This is a genomic window from Rhodococcus sp. T7 (assembly GCF_009872365.1).
Taxonomy (GTDB): Bacteria; Actinomycetota; Actinomycetes; order Mycobacteriales; family Mycobacteriaceae; genus Rhodococcus_F.
Genome location: NZ_WXYH01000326.1, coordinates 1 through 17,775, shown reverse-complemented (window position 1 = coordinate 17,775; position 17,775 = coordinate 1). Strand labels below are relative to the sequence as shown.

Genomic DNA, 17,775 nt, shown 5'->3' with positions numbered 1-17,775 from the left:
TCAGATGGCGTCGCCGGGCCGCACGCGCGGCTTGGGGGCCCGCAGCTTGCGGATCTGCGACGCCCGCACGAACGCGTACCAGCCGAGCTTGAAACCGCCGTCGGGGGTGTCCGGGAAGCGTTCCCGCACCTGGTTGTTGATCTTGCGGCCCAGCCAGACGCCCTCGATGGCCATGAACATCATCATGATGAGCATGGCGAGGGTCACGATCGCTTGCAGCGCGGGGCTGACGAACATCGCCATGATGAGCACGAGCGCCAGTGGCATGAACAGGCCGACCAGGTTGCGCCGGGCGTCGACGATGTCCCGGACGTACGCGCGGACGGGACCCTTGTCGCGGGGGAGGAGGTACTTGTCCTCGCCGGCGAGCATGCGGGTGCGCCGCTCCGCGGCGGTGGCGCGTCGCTCCGCCGCGGCAACCTTGCGCTCTTCCTTACTGCCGCGGGTCGCCTTCTTGCGGGCCCGGGCCTCTTTCGCGGTCAGGGGTGCGGGCGCGACCGGTCCGCGGCGCTTCGACTCTGCGTCACGTCGCTTGGGGGTCGGGCGGCCCTTGCCTGCCTGCTCGACGGACTCCGCCTCCTGGGCCGTGGACGACTCGGCGACCTCGACGTCCCGCTTGTCTGAATTGTCCGAATCACCGCGGCGTAGCAATTTCACCCTTCCAGACTATGGGAAGACGCCGGCGAGTGGAAAACCGCCCTCACATCGAAATGCCGGGTCGCGCCCGTCGCCATACACTTCGCCGATGCGAGTGTTGATCGCGCCGGACTCCTTCGGTGAAACGCTGACCGCGGTCGAGGCGGCCGCCGCCATCGCGGCGGGATGGTCGGCGGTGCGCCCGGACGACCAGCTGATCGAGGCCCCGCAGTCCGACGGCGGCCCCGGCTTCGTCGACGTGGTCGCCGCTGCGGGCGGCACCGTCCGGACCACGGTGGTGGAAGGGCCCCTCGGCGTCGACATCCCCGCCCGCTGGCTCCTCGACGGCACCGACGCCTACCTCGAATCCGCTCAGGCCTGCGGACTCGGACTGCTCGGCGGACCGCCGACGCCCCGCACCGCCCGAGACGCGCACAGCCGAGGCGTCGGGCAGCTCGTGGTGGCGGCCCTCGACGCCGGAGCCCGCAGAATCGTCGTCGGTCTCGGCGGCAGCAGCTGCACCGACGGAGGCCGCGGCCTCGTCGAATCCCTCGCGGAGGGATTCGGCAGTGCGGACGCCGCCGTCGCTCGGCTGCGCGCGGTGGAACTGGTGGCCGCGACCGACGTCGAACACCCGTTGCTCGGCGAGCACGGCGCTGCCCGCGTGTTCGGACCGCAGAAGGGTGCCGACCCCGGCACCGTCGCCTTCCTCGAGGACCGGAACACCGCGTGGGCCGCGCAACTGCATCGGGCGACCGCCCGGGACGTCGCGGCCGAGGCCGGCGCCGGAGCCGCGGGTGGCATCGGCGCCGCGCTGCTCGCGCTCGGCGGCACCCGCGAATCCGGCGCCCACGTGGTCGCCCAGCGCACCCGGCAGGACCGGCAACTCGCCTCCGCGCAGCTCGTGATCACCGGCGAAGGTCGGCTCGACCAGCAGTCGCTGCGCGGCAAACTCGTGATCGCGCTCGCCGCCGCGGCCCGCAGGCGGGCCATTGCGACGCTCGTCCTGGCCGGGCAGGTGCTCCTCGACACGGCCGATCTGGACCGCGCCGGCATCGACGACGCGCTGTCCCTGGTGGATCACGCCGGGTCGGTCGAACGCGCGATGTCGGACGCATACGCGCAGCTGAGAGACCTCGCCGCCGCCGCGGCCCGCGGATGGGACGGCACAGCCGCACGGCAGTAACCCGAAACCCCGGCGTCGGATACCATGGACGTGGATCGATCTGCGGACGCTGCCGCAGCGAATGGAACCCGGGAATAAGTCGGGCGCGGAGTACCGTTGAAGCGTTCACGGGTTTGTTACGAACTACAGGGAGAGCCCATGACTGTGCAGAACGAGACCGCCGTCCACGGCGTCAAGATGACCGAAGCCGCGTCCGCCAAGGCGAAGGCGCTGCTCGATCAGGAAGGTCGTGACGACCTCGCACTGCGTATCGCCGTGCAACCCGGCGGCTGCGCAGGACTGCGTTACCAGCTGTTCTTCGACGACCGCAACCTGGACGGCGACCTGATCGTGGACTTCGGTGGCGTCGCCCTCGCGGTGGACCGGATGAGCGCGCCGTACGTCGAGGGTGCCTCGATCGACTTCGTCGACACCATCGAGAAGCAGGGTTTCACCATCGACAACCCCAACGCGACCGGTTCGTGCGCCTGCGGCGACTCCTTCAACTGAGTCCCAGGCCGAAGTACAACTGAATCGACAAGTCTGACGCGGCGCCGACCGGCTGCCGCGTCAGACTTTTTTCGTGCCCGACCTCGCCGTCCCGCGTCCTCGTGCTGCCGACCGAACATGGTGGTACGCCGGGGTACGGTGAGAAATCCCGACCGAACTCACCGAAAGGCATCCGCCCGTGACAATTGCGGTAACCGGTTCCATCGCCACCGACCACCTGATGCGGTTTCCGGGCCGGTTCGCCGAGCAACTGCTCGCCGATCAGCTCAGCCACATCTCGTTGAGCTTCCTGGTCGACGATCTCGTAGTCCGGCGCGGGGGAGTGGGCGGCAACATCGCCTACGCCATGGGTGTCCTCGGTGGTTCCCCGCTGCTGGTGGGCGCTGTCGGAGCCGACTTCGCGGACTACCGCCAGTGGCTCGAGGGCAACGGTGTCGACTGCACCGCCGTCCGGATCTCGACCACCGCGCACACCGCGCGTTTCGTGTGCACCACCGACGAGGACATGGCGCAGATCGCCTCGTTCTATCCCGGGGCGATGAGCGAGGCCCGCGAGATCCAGCTGTCCGCCATCGCACCGGACGCCGACACGCTCGAACTGGTCCTGATCGGCGCCAACGACCCCGAGGCGATGATCCGCCACACCGAGGAATGCCGCCGACAGGACATCCCGTTCGCCGCCGACCCGTCGCAGCAACTCGCGCGCCTGAACGGCGAGGAGGCTGCGGCGCTGATTCGCGGCGCGAAATACCTGTTCACGAACGAGTACGAGTGGGGACTGCTGCAGCAGAAGACCGGACTGTCCGAAGAGGAGATCCGCGCGCAGGTCGGCGTCCGCGTCACGACGCTCGGCTCCAAGGGTGTGGAGATCGTCGACGCCGAGGGCAACCGGACCCGGGTCGCCGTCGTCCCGGAGAAGGCCAAGGTCGACCCGACCGGTGTCGGTGACGGCTTCCGTGCCGGATTCCTCCTCGCGCACAGCGCAGGCCTGAGCTTCGAACGCTCCGCACAGCTGGGGTCGCTGGTGGCCGTGCTGGTGCTGGAGACGACCGGAACCCAGGAATGGACGTTCGACCGCGACGAGGCTGTCAAGCGCCTCGCGGATGCCTACGGCTCCGCCGCCGCGGACGAGATCGCCGCGATACTGCCGTAAGGCGGCTCCGCCGCTCGTGCGCCTTTCTGGCAGTGGGAGCTACCAAAAAGGCGCACGGGCGCGAAGCGCCTAGATCGAGACCGGGTACGCCGGCTCGGCGATCTCCGGGACGATGCGGTTCTCCACGAAGATGCCGTGCCAGACCATGAAGATCAGCACGGTCCACAGGCGGCGGCTGTGGTCGGACACGCCGTCCCGGTGATCGTTCAGCATCTTCGTGATCGCGGCCTTGTCGAGCAGGTGATCGGTGCCCGAGGCCGCGATCTGCTCGTGCGCCCAGTCGAACAGTTCGGTGCCGCGCAGCCAGTGCCGCAACGGCACCGGGAAGCCCAGCTTCGCGCGGTGGAGCACGTGCCCGGGGACGATCCCCTCCAGCGCCTGACGCAGGGCGTACTTGGTGGTGCTTTTGGTGATCTTCTGATCCAGCGGCACCCGTGACGCCACCTCGAAGACCTCCGGATCGAGGAACGGCACCCGCAGTTCGAGCGAATTTGCCATCGTCATCTTGTCGGCCTTGACCAGGATGTCGCCGCGCAACCACGTGAACAGGTCCAGGTGCTGCATCCGGGCCACCGGATCCCACCCCTGGGACTGCGCGTAGATCGGGTCGGTGACGTCGCGGTGCGTCCACTCGGGCCGGAATTCGCGCAGGACGGCGCGCAACTGCGCGTCGTTGAAGCTGCGCGCGTTGCCGTAGTACCGCTCCTCGAGGGTCAGCGAACCGCGGTTGAGCAGACTCTTGCCGCGGGTGCCGTCGGGGATGCGCTCGGACAGCTTCCCGGCGGCCCTGCGCAGGCCCTTGGGCAGGTACTCGAACGGCTTCAGCGAGATCGGCTCGCGGTAGATGGTGTAGCCGCCGAACAGTTCGTCGGCGCCCTCACCGGACAGCACGACCTTGACGTGCTTGCGTGCCTCCTTCGCGACGAACCACAGCGGAACCAGCGCGGGGTCGGCAACGGGGTCGTCGAGGTACCACACGATCTCGGGGATGGCGGCGGCGAACTCGGCGGGACTGACCACCTTCACGACGTGGCGTGCGCCGATGGCCTCGGCGGATTCGGCCGCGACGTCGACCTCGGAGTAGCCCTCACGCTCGAAACCGGTGGTGAACGTGATCAGGTTCGGGTTGTGGCGCATGGCGAGCGCCGCGATGGCCGTCGAGTCGATGCCGCCCGACAGGAACGAGCCGACCGTCACATCGGCGCGCATGTGCTTGGCGACCGAGTCCTCGAGCGCCTCCGCGATCTCGCGGTACCGGGCCTGCTCGGTGCCCGCGGCGAACGGACGCACCGGGAACGCAGGCGCGAAATAGCGGGTGATCACGGGTTCTTCACCCGGGCGCACCCGCGCGAAGCACCCGGACTCGAGCCGGCGGATCTGCTTGTGGAGGGTTTCCGGCTCCGGCACGTATTGGAGAACGGTGTAGTGCTCGACCGCACGCGGATCGAGTTCGGTGCCGATGCCGATCAGGCTCGCCAGTTCCAGCAGGCTCTTCTTCTCGCTGCCGAACGCGGTGCCGCCGGTGCCCGTCGCCAGGAACAGCGGCTTGATGCCGAACGGATCGCGGGCGATGAACAATTCCCGCGTCTCGGTGTCCCAGATCGCGAACGCGAACATGCCGCGCAGGCGGCGGACGGCGTCTTCACCCCAGTAGTGGAACGCGGCGACGATGGCCTCGCTGTCGCCCTCGGTGACGAACTGCGCGCCGAACTGCTCGGCGAGTTCGGCCCGCACCTCGAGGTAGTTGTAGATCTCGCCGTTGAACGTCAGCGCGTAGCGTTCCGGATTCTCCGCCGGACCCCACCGCAGCGGCTGGTGGGAGTGTTCGATGTCGATGATCGACAGCCGATTGAACCCGAAGACCAGGTGGTCGTCGTGCCAGGTCCCGTGCTCGTCCGGCCCACGGTGCCGCAGGCAGTGCATCGCCTGGTCGACCTGTGAGACGGCGTTGTCGCTGGTTTCTCCAGAGGTCAGTAGCCCGAGCAGTCCGCACACAGCGTCCGGTACCTCAATTCAGAATCTTGGAAGGCTCCACGAGGTGGAGGGGTCATGGATCTCTGCCGGAAAGTATGCCGCAGATTGCCGAAGCGTCCGGTTCGGGCCGTCGCAGGCACCGACGCGACCCGAACACCGGCACCGCCGCGGCAACGACAGCGACACATCGCCCGACCCGAGGATGGAGAGCCGCCACCTTTGGTCTACGCTGCGTAGTAATTGGGCCTTCCCATCGGGTGTGCCCTAGTGGAATTTGCGGCGATCAGGAAGGCGTGAACGTGGCGCAAGGTCGGATCCTTCGGCGGGCAGGGTTGGCAGTATCTTTGGGCATTGCTGCCTTGCTGCTGTCGGGTTGTTCAATCGACAACGAGGTGCTTCGTTTCGGGTGGCCTTCGGGCGTAACCCCGCAGGCGCACCGCATGCGTGAACTGTGGACCTGGTCGGTCATCGCCGCCCTCGTCATGGGTGTGCTGGTGTGGGGACTCACCTTCTGGGCGGTGATCTTCCACCGCAAGAAGAAGGACTCACCCGAGTTCCCGCGTCAGACGGCATACAACGTGCCGCTGGAGCTGGCGTACACCGCGGTTCCGTTCGTCATCATCGCGGTGCTGTTCTACTTCACGGTGGTCGTGCAGAACCATGTCCTCGAGAAGCAGGACAACCCCAACGTTGTGGTGGATGTCACTGCGTACCAGTGGAACTGGAAGTTCGGCTACCGCTCCATCGACCTCGGTGAGGGTGGCGGCCTGTACGACGGAGTCGACCAGGAGGCGCAGGCCGCCGTCGAGGCTGCATCGGCGCCCAAGGCGGAGGGCGAGGGTGAGCACGCCCTGCCCGGACCGATCCACGGCAAGGTCCCCCAGGACCTGTCCTACCTGCACTACGACAAGATCGAGACGGTCGGTTCGAGCAACGAGATCCCGATCCTCGTCCTGCCGACCGGCAAGCGGATCCAGTTCGAACTGGCCTCGGCCGATGTCATCCATGCGTTCTGGGTGCCGGAGTTCCTGTTCAAGCGCGACGTGAACCCGAACCCCAAGGAGAACCACTCCGACAACGTCTTCCAGATCAGTGAGATCGAGAAGGAAGGTGCCTTCGTCGGGCGCTGCGCCGAGATGTGCGGCACGTTCCACGCGATGATGAACTTCGAGGTTCGCGCCGTGAGCCCGGACAAGTTCGCGCAGTACGTCGAATTGCGCAAGCCGGCGAGCGAGGGCGGCCGGGATCTGACCACGGCGGAGGCTCTGCAGGCCATCGGCGAGTCCCCTGTCGCGACGTCGACGTCTCCCTTCACCACCGACCGCGGCTACAAGCAGGCGAGCGGTGTCGAAGGTAACTGAACCCGCTGCTGATACCTCACTGACCAAGGACAAGTGCTGATATGAAGATCGAAGCCAAGCTCTTCGAGATCCTGACGGTATTCTTCATTCTCGTCGCGATCGTCTACGGCGTCTTCACCGCCGTTTCACGAACCGGTATCGAGTGGGCGGGTCTGACGGGCATCTGCCTGTCGGCGGGACTGACGCTGATCATCGGAACGTACTTCCGGTTCGTCGCCCGTCGCCTCGACACTCGTCCCGAGGACTACGAGGATGCGGAGATCGCCGACGGCGCAGGCGACCTGGGCTTCTTCAGCCCCGGTAGCTACTGGCCGATCCTGCTCGCCGCCGCGGCCGCGTTCGTCGCAGTGTCGATGGCGTTCTTCCAGCCGTGGATGCTGGTGGTCGCCGTGGTTGCCGTGCTGGCCGCCGCCGCGGGTCTCGTCTTCGAGTACTACGTCGGGCCCGAGAAGCACTAGTCCACACCTGATGTGACGGCGGAGGCGCCGAATCCCTCTGGGATTCGGCGCCTCCGCTTTTCGTCGTCAGCGCTCGCGGTTCGGCACCGCCGCGGCGAGGAGGGCGGTGGCCTGTTCGGACGCGAGTCGCACCGTATCGGGGAACACTTGCAATCCGTGCGCGACCAGGGCGCCCTCGTGAAGCAGCAGGACGGTGCGCGCAAGTGTTTCCGGATCGGGCACCGATGCGTCCCGGCACACGCCGGTGAACAGGTCGAGCATCCACCGCTTCTGGCCGATGATGATCGCGTACGCCGGATGTGACGGGTCGCTGATCTCCGCGTGCGCGTTGACCATGCTGCACCCCTTTGCGCTGTTCTCCGCGGTCCATTCCCGGGACGCGTCGAAGATCGCCGTCAGCCGTTGTTCGGGTGAGGCGCCGACGGAGTCGAGGTGGTCTGCGAGAAACGCCCGCCACCGCTCGTCCCGGTCGGCGAGGTACTCGACCACGATCTGTTCCTTCGAACCGAAACGGTCGTAGAGCGTCTTCTTCGTGACGCCGGCCTCGGCTGCGATGAGATCGACGCCGACCGCGTGGATGCCCCGCTCGTAGAACAGCGTGCCCGCCGCGGCGAGCACCCGCCGCGCGCCCGGCGTCAGCGTGACGCGCTGCGGTGCCTGCACAGACTCCATGACAAAAGTATACAGATCGGTGTACTTTCGGGAAGTAAACCGATCTGTATACCTGGGTGGTGGTCTGTCGTGAACGTGGCGTTCGCCGTGATGTTCGTCCTGTGCTGGAGTTCCGGGTTCATCGGGGCCAAACTCGGCGCCGGGGACGCGGACCCGCTCACAGTGCTCACCTGGCGGTTCCTCCCATTGGCCGTCGCACTCGCCGTGGGTGCGGCGCTGTTCCACCGCGCCCGGTGGCGGGGAGTCGGATTCCGTGCGGTCCGCCGCGGGGTGGTGGTGGGCGCGCTGTCGCAGACCGGGTACCTGCTGACCGTCTACCAGGCGATCGGACTCGGCGTCTCGACCGGCACCACCGCACTGATCGACGGCACCCAGCCCCTGGTCGTCGCCGTGCTGGCAGGCCCACTGCTCGGTCAGAACGTCGCGGCCAGGCAGTGGTGGGGGCTGCTGCTCGGACTGACGGGTGTCGTGATCGTCACCGCCGGCGACGCCACCTCGGTCTCCGGCGTGGCGTGGTGGGCGTACCTCGTGCCGTTCGCCGGGATGCTGTCGCTGGTGGCCGCGACGTTCATGGAGAGCCGTTCACCGGACGACACCGACCCCGCCGTGGCCCTCACGGTGCACTGCGCGACCAGCGCCGTGCTGTTCACCGCCCTCGCCGCGTGCGCGGGAAGGCTGTCGCCGCCGCCGACGGCACCGTTCTGGTGGTCGGTGGCGTGGCTGATCGTCCTGTCCACGGTCGGCGGCTACGGCCTGTACTGGCTCGTGCTGCGCCGGAGCGGAATCACGCGGGTCAATGCCCTGATGTTCCTGATGGCGCCAGTGACGGCGATCTGGGGAGCCGTGATGTTCGGCGAGCCGTTCGGGGTTCTCACCGCGCTCGGACTTGTCCTCGGTCTCGGGGCGGTCGTGCTCGTGTTCCGTGGGCAGCCGCGGGGGAGGGGAGCGCGCACGGCCCGGACAGACGAGCAGAGCCCCGAACCGGAAGTGGTTCGGGGCTCTGCTCGGTTGCGGAGGTGAGGCTAGTGCGCCTCGCCGTTGCCGGACGATCCGTTGCCGGACGCCGACGAACCGTTGCCGTGGGCACGGTCCTGGTACTCCCGCAGCATCGTGAGTTGCTCGTGCTCGCCGTGGTGCAGGGCGTGCTCGAGGGCCAGGCTCTCCTCGACCGGGTCGGCCGTGACGAGGCTGCCGGACCCGGGCTTGCCGGCGGAACCGAGCTTGTTCATCTTCTTCGGGACGGTCGCACCCTGGTACTCGAGCGGGATCGGGTGACCGTGGTCGTCGACCGGGCCGAGCGGCTGGTGGATCTCGATGTACTGACCGTTCGGCATCCGCTTGATGATGCCGGTCTCGATGCCGTGCTCGAGGACCTCACGGTCGCTGCGCTGGAGACCCAGGCAGAACCGGTAGGCCACGAAGAAGGCGATCGGAGGCAGCAGCACCATGCCGATACGGCCGATCCACGTCATCGCGTTCAGGGAGATGCTCAGGTGGTACGCGATGATGTCGTTGATGCAGGAGATCGTCAGGACGGCGTAGAACGCGATCGCCATCGCACCGATCGCGGTACGCACCGGAACGTCGCGCGGACGCTGCAGCAGGTTGTGGTGAGCATCGTCCTTGGTCAGACGCTTCTCGATCCACGGGTAGGCGATCAGGACCGTGAACACCAGACCCATGATCAACGCGACGGCGAACACCGACGGGATGGTGTAGCGGTTGAACAGGTAGACGTCCCATGCCGGCCACAGACGGGCCAGGCCGTCCGTCCACATCATGTAGATGTCGGGCTGCGAACCTGCCGACACCTGCGACGGGTTGTAGGGGCCGATGGTCCAGACCGGGTTGATCTGCAGCACGCCACCCATGACGGCGAGAACACCGAACGTGATCGCGAAGAACGCACCCGACTTGACGGCGAACACCGGGAGGATGCGCACACCGACGACGTTGGTTTCCGTGCGGCCGGGGCCGGGGAACTGCGTGTGCTTCTGGTACCAGACGAGCGCGAGGTGACCGGCGATCAGGGCGAGGATGATGCCGGGGAACAGCAGGACGTGCGCGACGTACAGGCGGGGGATGATCAGGTCGCCGGGGAAGTCGCCGCCGAAGATCAGCCAGTGCATCCAGGTGCCTGCGATCGGGATGCTCAACGTGATGCCGGATAACGCGGCGCGCAGGCCGGTGCCGGACAGCAGGTCGTCGGGGATGGTGTAGCCGAAGAATCCCTCGAACATCGCCAGGATCAGCAACAGGCAGCCGATGACCCAGTTGGCCTCACGCGGACGCCGGAAGGCGCCGGTGAAGAAGATGCGCAGCAGGTGCACGACGATCGACGCCGCGAACATCAGCGCAGCCCAGTGGTGGATCTGACGGACGAACAGACCGCCGCGAACCTCGAACGAAATGTTCAGCGTGGTCTCGTACGCGCGGGACATCGTGACGCCGCGCAGGGGCTCGTACGCACCGTTGTAGACGACGTGCGCCATCGACGGGTCGAAGAACAGGGTCAGGTAGACACCGGAGATCAGCAGGATGACGAAGCTGTACAGCGCGATCTCGCCGAGCAGGAACGACCAGTGGGTGGGGAAGACCTTGTTGATCTGCCGCCGCATTCCCGCTGCGAGGTGGTAGCGCGAGTCCATCGCTTCCGCCTGGCCTGTGGCCATCGCGCTCAGTTTGGACGGTTTGTTGTCGGTCACGGTCGACGCTCCCAAAATGCCGGGCCGAGAGCTTCGATGTAGTCACCCGTTGTGACTAGGAAACCCTCTTCGTTCACTGTAATAGGCAACTGCGGAAGTGCACGAGCGGCCGGACCGAAAATCGGCTTTCCGTAGGTCAGCGCATCGAACTGCGACTGGTGGCACGGGCAGAGGATTCGGTTGGTCTGCTGCTCGTACAGGGAGGTGGGGCAGCCGAGGTGGGTGCAGATCTTCGAGAAGGCGAAGTAGTCGCCGTAGTTGAAGCTCTCCTGGCCCTTGCGCTTGGTGACGTTTGCCGCGTCCTCCGTGCGGAGGCGGATGAGCATGGTCGCGTTACGGATGCCGCGCAGCGCCTCGAGCAGTGCGTCGTGGTCGCCGCGATCGGACTCCCGGAAGGGGAACACCGTTTCCATGGCGCCGGCGTCCAGGTCTTCCGGGCGAACCAGGACGACGTCCTCGGGACGACCGGTGTCGCGGCGCAGGTAGATGGTTTCGCCCTCGTAGCGGGGGGTCCATCCCGACACCCACAGCGGGGAGTCGTCGCGCTTGGCCCACGGGTTCTTGATCAGACCACCGAGGGGCATGACGGACATGATGCCGAGGGCACCGCCGCCGAAGATCAGGGTGCGCTTGAGGAGCTTGCGGCGTCCCAGCGTCGACGTGTCGAACGAGTCGCCGAGTTCCGCGACGATCGTCTTGCGATCGACCTCGGACGATCCACCGTCGTGGCGGTCCTGGATGGACACCTCTTCGGGGATGAACTTCTTGGTGAACTGCACCGCGCCGACACCGAGGCCGAGGATGGCCAGACCCATGGTGAGGCCGATCAGCGGCGTGTACAGGCTGTACGCCGAGTAGTGCTCCTCGCCGGAGCCCGCGTACTCCCAGGGCCAGAAGAGGTAGATCGCGATGAACGCGATCGCGGAGATGCCGGACAGCGCGAACCAGAACGCGACCGACCGCTCGGCGCGCTTCTCGGCCTTCGTTCCCGGAACCGCCCAGCGGTTGCGGCGGAACGCGACATCGACGTGGTCGAGATTCGTGCCGAGCTCGACCAGTTCGTCGCGGCTCAGGTTCTCGAGTTCTGCATCCGTGTACTTCTTTGGCGTGGCGCCGCCCGGCTGGCCAGCGTCGCTCATGACCTTGCTCCGATCCACAGTGCTGCACCGACGACAGCGATGATTCCGACGACCCACATGGCCAAGCCCTCGGAGGCGGGACCGATGCCGCCGAGTCCGTAGCCACCGGGCTGCTTCGTCTCGCCCGACGACTTGATGTAGGCGATGATGTCCTTCTTCTCCTCGAGGGTCAGCTGACGATCCGAGAACTTGGGCATGTTCTGCGGACCGGTGACCATCGCGGTGTAGATCTGCTGCTCGTTGGCCGGGTCGAGGACCGGCGCGTACTTACCGGACGACAGCGCACCGCCGCGCCCGGTGAAGTTGTGGCAGGACGCGCAGTTGAGACGGAACAGCTCGCTGCCGCGTCCGATATCGCCGCCGCGCAGTGAAGACTGGGCGACTTCGCCGTTCTCGTCGCGAATGACCGTGGGGCCGCCGCCGTTGGCCTGGACGTACGCGCCGATGGCGTCCGTCTGCTCGGCGTCGAACTTGACGGGCTTGCGCTCGACCTGGGCCTCGTTGCGCGATGCGGGCATACGTCCCGACGACACCTGGAAGTACACGGCGGCCTCGCCGACACCGATCAGGCTGGGGCCGCGGTCCTGCACACCCTGCAGGTTCGCGCCGTGGCACGTGATGCACGAGGTGTCGTACAACTGCTTGCCCTCGCGGATCAGTGCTGCCTGATCATCGGAGGCGGTGGCCACCTGCGGGGTTGGCGTCAACGCGGACGCGAGGAAACCGGCGCTGACCAGTCCCATCATCAGGACCAGGGCGCCCATGGCGCGCCTGCGGAGCTTCCGCTGGCGGCGTGCCTTGGCGGCAGACGCTGTGGTGTCGGATGCGGGAGGGGGGGATGAACTCATCTGTATCCCTTTGGTATGTCGGGACGGACTGGACGTCAGGGGGCTGCCTGGGGCGTTCAGCTGATCAACGGATGAAATAGATCGTGGCAAACAGGGCGATCCACACGATGTCGACGAAGTGCCAGTAGTACGAGACGACGATGGCGGCGGTGGCCTGGGCGGGCGTGAACTTGCTGACCTTGGTGCGGGCGATCAGGAACACGAACGCGATGAGGCCGCCGATCACGTGCATGCCGTGGAAGCCGGTGGTCATGTAGAACACCGAGCCGTAGACGCTGCTCGAGATGGAGGTGCCCTCTTCGATGAGGTGGATGTACTCGTATCCCTGTCCGAGGACGAAGAAGGTGCCCATCGCCAACGTGAGGAGGTACCACCGGCGGAGGCCGAAGACGTCGCCGCGCTCCGCTGCGAAGACACCCATCTGGCAGGTGAACGACGAGGCGATCAGCACCAGCGTCACCGGCACGGCCAGGAACAGATTCAGCTCGGTCGGCTCCGGCGGCCAGTTTCCATTCGCCTGCGATCGCGCCACGAAATACATGGCGAAGAGCCCTGCGAAGAACATGAGCTCACTTGACAACCACACGATGGTGCCAACGCTGACCATGTTAGGTCGGTTCAGCGAGTGCACGCGTTGGGTGATTGCTGATCCTGAAGTCCCTACTGCGCTCGTCACAGACAGAAGTATGACGCTTCGTCGTAAGAGACGACTACCCGGGTCCACCCTCGGCGCGCCGAGGCGCCCCGCTTGTCCGATTCTCCCTGCTGACAGCCTGGTCGCGGACCGTGAAAGGGTGGAGTCATGCGCTCTGGAGACAACAGTACGGGGTGGCTGCGGCGACTGTTCGGAAGTCGGAAGCAGACCCCTCTCGATCAGGATCGGCCCGACCTCGTGGTCGTCGCCTCGAGCTTCGACGACGTGGAGGCGTGCTCGACCGCGCTCGACCGTGCCGCCGCCGAGGATCCGCGGTGGGACGCCGACGCGGAAGCGGTACTGCGGCACCATTTGCGGCTGCCTGCGTCCTCGGTGGCCGACGCCGTGTCGATCGCCGCCCAGGACGGGTACCGGCCGCAGCATCCGGACGGGCAGGCATCCGCCGCCGAGGACGGTGCGACCGTCGAACTCGTGCTGCAGCGGGTCCAGGTCCTCGATGCCCTGCACTGCTCCCAGGAACGGTCGAGGATGGCCGGGCTTGCCCAGCGGCTCGGGGGCTCGGTCGACGGATGGGACGCGACGCAACCGGCGCGCGAGTCCGATCCGCCCGGTGACTAGGCTGCCAGGGATCGGATCCGCCACTAGTACAAGGGGACACGACGATGCAGAGCCCGACTGCTCAGGGGACCAACGACGGTGTGCTGCCTGCGCGCACCTGGCCGTCGGTCCTCGGTGCGCTCACCGACGGACGTGACCTCGCGGTGGACGACGCGAAGTGGGCGATGGACGAGATCATGTCCGACAACGCCACGTCCGCGCAGATCGCGGCATTCGGCGTCGCCCTGAAGATGAAGGGTGAGACCCCGGACGAGTTGCGCGGCCTGGCGGACTCGATGCTCGGGCACGCACGCAGGGTCCCCGTCGACGACGACGTCGTCGACATCGTCGGCACCGGCGGTGACCGATCGAACACGGTGAACATCTCCACGATGGCGTCACTCGTGGTCGCGGCGTCCGGCATCCGCGTCGTCAAGCACGGGAACCGGGCGGCGTCCTCCAAGAGCGGTGGGGCGGACGTCCTCGAGGCGCTCGGCGTCAAGATCAATCTCGGCCCCGATGAGGTGGCCCGCTGCGTGCAGGAGGTCGGCATCGGCTTCTGCTTCGCGCCGGTGTTCCACCCCGCGCTGCGGTTCGCGGGCGCGCCCCGCAAGGAGATCGGCATCCCGACCGTCTTCAACGTGCTCGGTCCGCTCACCAACCCGGCACGTCCGCGGGCGGGCCTCATCGGCTGCGCCTTCCCGGGCCTGATCTCGGTGGTGGCCGGTGTGCTCGCGCAGCGCGGTAATTCGGCGCTGGTGGTGCGCGGCGACGACGGTCTGGACGAATTGACGACGTCGACCACGTCGACCGTTCACATCGTCGCCGACGGGTCGGTGACCACCCGTCAGTTCGACCCCCGCGACATCGGGATCGCGCGGGTGTCGCTCGACGAACTGCGCGGCGGCGACGCCGACGTGAACGCGGCGGTGGCGCGGCGACTCCTCGCGGGTGAGATCGGGCCCGTCCGCGACGCGGTCCTGCTCAACGCCGCGGCGGCGATCGCCGCGTTCCGGGGACTCGCCGGCCGCACGCTCGAAGACGGACTGTCGGACGGGCTCTCGACGGCGGCGCAGTCCATCGACAGTGGAGCGGCCGCGACGCTGCTCGGGCGGTGGGCCGAACTCACGTCGGGCCTGGCCACCAGCAAATAGCCGCGGAGCTATTCGCCGATCGAGAAGCCCGCTTCGACGTCGGCGCTGGAGTAGGACTGGAACGCGATGTGCGTCGCCGTCCGTGAGACGCCGTCCACCTTGTTGATTCCCTCGGTGACGACCTCCGCGATCTTCGCGTGGTCCCGGACCCGCACGATCGCGATGAGGTCGACGTCGCCTGCGCAGGAGTAGACCTTGTCGACGCCCTCGATGTCGGCGACGGCCTGAGCGGTCTCCGGGATTCGGTGGGCTTCGGCGTGGATCAGGACGATGGCGTTGATCATGATCGCCAGCCTAAGCGGTGGTCGGCGGAACCCGGTGCGGGTGGTCGGGTCTCGGCGTCCCGTGTCGACGCGCTGCCTGCGAGGGCGAGTGCGCACCACTCGGACCAGGATCCGGCGCCCCGTGCGGGCTCGCACCACCCCGAGGATGCGCTGACGATGCGGGTGTCGTCCTGGTCGAGCCAGCGCGCGAGCAGTCCGGCCTCCTCGGGGGACGCGCCGCGAAGCGGAGTCGCGTCCGGAACGACGGTCTCGGCGGTGAGGACGAGCGCATCGACCACCGGCATCGGGTGAACTCCCCGCCGGGCGCAGCCCGCGGACGCGAGACGCCCGGAACGGATCACTGCGAACTCCCAGCCGCCGGTCGCGGCCGGGCGTGCGGCCACGAGCTGATCGAGGGCGGTCAAGGCCGCCAGGCGCTGCATCCTGCGCAGTGCGAGGACGACCTCCGCGGTGCGATCCCGCAGCCGCGCGGCGTTCTCGAACAACTCGCCCGCGGCCAGTTCCTCCACCCGTGCGCGCATCCGGTGCAGCGGCGCGTCGTCTGCGCCGCGCAGGAAGAGCCGGAAGAGCTCCGGACCGGGACGGTAGGCGTCCTCCGTGTCGCGGCCGTGGACGGATGCGGGGCAGCGCCCGAGCTCCCGGGGCGGACACTGCGCACCGTGCGCCCGTCCCTTCGGGATCCGGCTCGTGCAGGTGCGGAGAATGCAGTACTCGGCGAGGACGTCGGCGACGTCGGTGGCGGTCGAACGGGACCGGAACGGACCGAGTGAATCGGTGGCCGGGGTCCGCACGACCGACAGCCGGGGGAACGCCTCCGCGGTGAGAGTGATCCACCAGCCGCGCTTCGGGTACTTGGACCGCCGGTTGTACGGCGGCGTGTGGGCGGCGAGCAGCCGGAGCTCGCGCACACCCGCCTCGAGAGCGTGCGCGCATTCGACGTGGTCGATCCGGGTGGTCAGCGCGACCATCTCCTTCATCCGGCCGCGCGTCTCGGAGCCGGTGAAGTAATTGCGCACCCGGCGGCGCAGATCCGTCGCCGTGCCGACGTAGAGGACCTCGTCGGACGGCCCGCGGAACAGGTAGACGCCGGGCGAACGGGGGAGATGACTGGCGAGCGTGCGTTTGGCCCGCTGGTGCGAGGAGACGTCGGGAAGGTAGTCGACGAGCTCGGTGAGACTGTGCACTCCCTGGTTGCCGACCCGGGCGATGAGGGCGTGCAGGACGTCGACGGTGGCGCGGGCGTCGTCGAGGGCCCGGTGGGTCGGGGTGGTCCCGACGTCGAACAGCCGGGCCAGCGACGAGAGTTTCACGGACGGCGCCTCGTCGCGGGTGAGGACCCGCCGGGCAAGTTTGACCGTGCAGAGCACGGTGAACTTGGGCCAGGGAGTGTCGGTGGCCGACGCGGCGGCCTTGAGGAAGCCGGTGTCGAAGGGGGCGTTGTGGGCGACGAGGACCGCTCCGCGTGCGAACTCGAGGAACGCGGGCAGCACGCGCTCGATCCGTGGCGCGTCGATCACCATCGCGGTGGTGATGCCCGTGATCTCGACGATGTGCGGCGGGATGGACCGTCCCGGGTCGACGAGGGTGGCCATCTCGGCGATCACCTCGCCGCCGCGGATCTTCACCGCACCGATCTCGGTGATGGCGTCCTCGCCGGGCCGCGCTCCGGTGGTCTCGAGGTCGACCACCACGAACGTGGTGTCCCGCAGCGGGGTGTCGAGCTCGTCGAATCTCAGCTGTTCGGGTACGCCGGGGACACTCACGGCTCAGAGCGTATGGACGGGCACCGACAGACCCGCCCGGGGAGCCCGGAGAGACGAGGATCACACTGCCCGTTTGCGGGCTGCGGTGGCGAGTGGAGGGGCGGCCCGGCGAGCGACCCGGAATTGGGGTTCCCGGAGCGCGGGGACCGCGGGCGGCGAGTCCGGTGCGGATGTCGAGCTGCGTTCCCGGCACCCCCATTGAACAGCGGGAACGCGGCGCGAGGCACAGCCGGGGGAGTCGCCGGGCGACGCGAAATGCCCACTCCCGCTGTCGAAAAGCGAACGGAAACATACCGCTTGTTATCCAGTCGTTACCGAATGCGGGTATCGCGCGCCCGCAAACCCCGAAACGGTGCAAACGGACACTTTCCGCGTGTTCCGGTCGACATCGGGGTATTCCATTTCGTAACCTTCCTGAGACCTAGCGGAGTCTCGCAGCCCCAACACCGGGGCAGCATCGCTAGTCACCGCCTAATCGGCCACTCGCGAGAGCGGTCGTACCGGGAACCCAAGTTTCTACTGGGGTGAATCCCGCCGGGACGTCCTCACGCACCGGTGGGTAGGGCTGATCTTCCCAGCCCGAACCCGTCAGCTAACTCGGTCGGCGGATGAATGGAAGAAACGGAGTACCCCTTTCGTGGCGTCACAAGTTTCCAAGCGGAATGTGCGACGGGCAGTCGTCGCCGGCGCGCTCGCAGTCG

General features: G+C 67.5%; 17 protein-coding genes and 1 riboswitch. Of the genes, 8 read left to right on the top strand and 9 right to left on the bottom strand.

Translation table 11 applies throughout. The annotated features are described in order from the left end of the window. Window positions 1-657 (bottom strand): DUF3043 domain-containing protein, encoded by a 657-nt coding sequence (locus tag MLGJGCBP_RS27235; protein WP_087556204.1) that lies wholly within the window; start codon window positions 655-657, stop codon window positions 1-3. A gap of 88 nt (window positions 658-745) precedes the next feature. Between MLGJGCBP_RS27235 and MLGJGCBP_RS27230 the strand changes: the two genes are divergently transcribed. The 3 genes from MLGJGCBP_RS27230 (at window position 746) to MLGJGCBP_RS27220 (ending at window position 3,464) form a co-directional block, all read left to right on the top strand. Further along, entirely contained in the window at window positions 746-1,822 is a 1,077-nt protein-coding gene (locus MLGJGCBP_RS27230) for a glycerate kinase family protein (RefSeq protein WP_160099373.1), read from the top strand. A gap of 138 nt (window positions 1,823-1,960) precedes the next feature. After that, window positions 1,961-2,311 (top strand): iron-sulfur cluster assembly accessory protein, encoded by a 351-nt coding sequence (locus MLGJGCBP_RS27225; RefSeq protein ID WP_005247725.1) that lies wholly within the window; start codon window positions 1,961-1,963, stop codon window positions 2,309-2,311. A 178-nt stretch (window positions 2,312-2,489) separates the two neighbouring features. Further along, complete coding sequence (locus MLGJGCBP_RS27220; protein ID WP_087556206.1) at window positions 2,490-3,464, top strand: carbohydrate kinase family protein; 975 nt, start codon at window positions 2,490-2,492, stop codon at window positions 3,462-3,464. Window positions 3,465-3,533: 69 nt separating this feature from the next. Here the strand turns inward: MLGJGCBP_RS27220 and asnB are convergent, their stop codons facing one another. Next, complete coding sequence (asnB, locus tag MLGJGCBP_RS27215; protein ID WP_160099371.1) at window positions 3,534-5,459, bottom strand: asparagine synthase (glutamine-hydrolyzing); 1,926 nt, start codon at window positions 5,457-5,459, stop codon at window positions 3,534-3,536. A 272-nt stretch (window positions 5,460-5,731) separates the two neighbouring features. On the opposite strand from asnB, the gene ctaC reads away from it, so the two are divergent. Together ctaC and MLGJGCBP_RS27205 are read left to right on the top strand one after the other, a co-directional pair. Then, window positions 5,732-6,799, top strand: coding sequence for an aa3-type cytochrome oxidase subunit II (gene ctaC / locus MLGJGCBP_RS27210; protein WP_160099368.1), 1,068 nt, complete (start codon window positions 5,732-5,734; stop codon window positions 6,797-6,799). 41 nt (window positions 6,800-6,840) lie between these two features. Continuing rightward, window positions 6,841-7,257: a cytochrome c oxidase subunit 4 gene (locus tag MLGJGCBP_RS27205; RefSeq protein ID WP_072945453.1), complete on the top strand. Its 417-nt coding sequence runs from the start codon at window positions 6,841-6,843 to the stop codon at window positions 7,255-7,257. A 66-nt stretch (window positions 7,258-7,323) separates the two neighbouring features. Here MLGJGCBP_RS27205 and MLGJGCBP_RS27200 read toward each other — a convergent pair whose 3' ends face one another. Continuing rightward, window positions 7,324-7,929, bottom strand: a complete 606-nt coding sequence (locus MLGJGCBP_RS27200; protein WP_160099366.1) for a TetR/AcrR family transcriptional regulator — start codon at window positions 7,927-7,929, stop codon at window positions 7,324-7,326. 69 nt (window positions 7,930-7,998) lie between these two features. On the opposite strand from MLGJGCBP_RS27200, the gene MLGJGCBP_RS27195 reads away from it, so the two are divergent. Then, a complete protein-coding gene (locus MLGJGCBP_RS27195) occupies window positions 7,999-8,949 on the top strand; it encodes a DMT family transporter (RefSeq protein WP_160099364.1) in 951 nt (316 codons plus the stop codon). A gap of 2 nt (window positions 8,950-8,951) precedes the next feature. Here the strand turns inward: MLGJGCBP_RS27195 and qcrB are convergent, their stop codons facing one another. From qcrB to ctaE, 4 genes are all read right to left on the bottom strand, one after another. Continuing rightward, window positions 8,952-10,601 carry a cytochrome bc1 complex cytochrome b subunit gene (gene qcrB, locus MLGJGCBP_RS27190; protein WP_160099435.1) on the bottom strand — a complete coding sequence of 550 codons (1,650 nt, stop codon included), beginning with the start codon at window positions 10,599-10,601 and terminating at the stop codon, window positions 8,952-8,954. Between the two features lie 29 nt (window positions 10,602-10,630). Continuing rightward, window positions 10,631-11,773, bottom strand: coding sequence for a cytochrome bc1 complex Rieske iron-sulfur subunit (qcrA, locus tag MLGJGCBP_RS27185; protein ID WP_124389931.1), 1,143 nt, complete (start codon window positions 11,771-11,773; stop codon window positions 10,631-10,633). Next, a complete protein-coding gene (gene qcrC / locus MLGJGCBP_RS27180) occupies window positions 11,770-12,621 on the bottom strand; it encodes a cytochrome bc1 complex diheme cytochrome c subunit (RefSeq protein ID WP_087556212.1) in 852 nt (283 codons plus the stop codon). The genes qcrA and qcrC overlap by 4 nt, the downstream gene beginning before the upstream one ends. 64 nt (window positions 12,622-12,685) lie before the next feature. Further along, window positions 12,686-13,297 carry an aa3-type cytochrome oxidase subunit III gene (ctaE, locus tag MLGJGCBP_RS27175; RefSeq protein WP_087556213.1) on the bottom strand — a complete coding sequence of 204 codons (612 nt, stop codon included), beginning with the start codon at window positions 13,295-13,297 and terminating at the stop codon, window positions 12,686-12,688. 126 nt (window positions 13,298-13,423) lie between these two features. Between ctaE and MLGJGCBP_RS27170 the strand changes: the two genes are divergently transcribed. After that, the gene (locus MLGJGCBP_RS27170; protein ID WP_160099362.1) at window positions 13,424-13,894 is read left to right on the top strand and encodes a hypothetical protein; all 471 of its coding nucleotides are present in this window, start codon (window positions 13,424-13,426) and stop codon (window positions 13,892-13,894) included. Window positions 13,895-13,938: 44 nt separating this feature from the next. Then, on the top strand, window positions 13,939-15,027 hold the full coding sequence (trpD, locus tag MLGJGCBP_RS27165; protein ID WP_160099360.1) for an anthranilate phosphoribosyltransferase: 1,089 nt from the start codon (window positions 13,939-13,941) through the stop codon (window positions 15,025-15,027). 8 nt (window positions 15,028-15,035) lie between these two features. Here the strand turns inward: trpD and MLGJGCBP_RS27160 are convergent, their stop codons facing one another. Together MLGJGCBP_RS27160 and MLGJGCBP_RS27155 are read right to left on the bottom strand one after the other, a co-directional pair. After that, a complete protein-coding gene (locus MLGJGCBP_RS27160; RefSeq protein ID WP_005247708.1) occupies window positions 15,036-15,311 on the bottom strand; it encodes an Lrp/AsnC family transcriptional regulator in 276 nt (91 codons plus the stop codon). Then, window positions 15,308-17,074, bottom strand: a complete 1,767-nt coding sequence (locus MLGJGCBP_RS27155; RefSeq protein WP_160099358.1) for a DEDD exonuclease domain-containing protein — start codon at window positions 17,072-17,074, stop codon at window positions 15,308-15,310. Before MLGJGCBP_RS27155 ends, MLGJGCBP_RS27160 begins: the two co-directional genes overlap by 4 nt. A 458-nt stretch (window positions 17,075-17,532) precedes the next feature. Beyond that, window positions 17,533-17,697: riboswitch (cyclic di-AMP (ydaO/yuaA leader) on the top strand. Window positions 17,698-17,775 lie beyond the last annotated feature (78 nt).

Coding starts and splice junctions, on each gene's coding strand:
- MLGJGCBP_RS27230 (WP_160099373.1), top strand. CDS start 746: ATGCGAGTGTTGATCGCGCCGGACTCCTTCGGTGAAACGCTGACCGCG.
- MLGJGCBP_RS27225 (WP_005247725.1), top strand. CDS start 1,961: ATGACTGTGCAGAACGAGACCGCCGTCCACGGCGTCAAGATGACCGAA.
- MLGJGCBP_RS27205 (WP_072945453.1), top strand. CDS start 6,841: ATGAAGATCGAAGCCAAGCTCTTCGAGATCCTGACGGTATTCTTCATT.
- MLGJGCBP_RS27200 (WP_160099366.1), bottom strand. CDS start 7,929: ATGGAGTCTGTGCAGGCACCGCAGCGCGTCACGCTGACGCCGGGCGCG.
- qcrB (WP_160099435.1), bottom strand. CDS start 10,601: ATGGCCACAGGCCAGGCGGAAGCGATGGACTCGCGCTACCACCTCGCA.
- qcrA (WP_124389931.1), bottom strand. CDS start 11,773: ATGAGCGACGCTGGCCAGCCGGGCGGCGCCACGCCAAAGAAGTACACG.
- qcrC (WP_087556212.1), bottom strand. CDS start 12,621: ATGAGTTCATCCCCCCCTCCCGCATCCGACACCACAGCGTCTGCCGCC.
- MLGJGCBP_RS27170 (WP_160099362.1), top strand. CDS start 13,424: ATGCGCTCTGGAGACAACAGTACGGGGTGGCTGCGGCGACTGTTCGGA.
- trpD (WP_160099360.1), top strand. CDS start 13,939: ATGCAGAGCCCGACTGCTCAGGGGACCAACGACGGTGTGCTGCCTGCG.
- MLGJGCBP_RS27160 (WP_005247708.1), bottom strand. CDS start 15,311: ATGATCAACGCCATCGTCCTGATCCACGCCGAAGCCCACCGAATCCCG.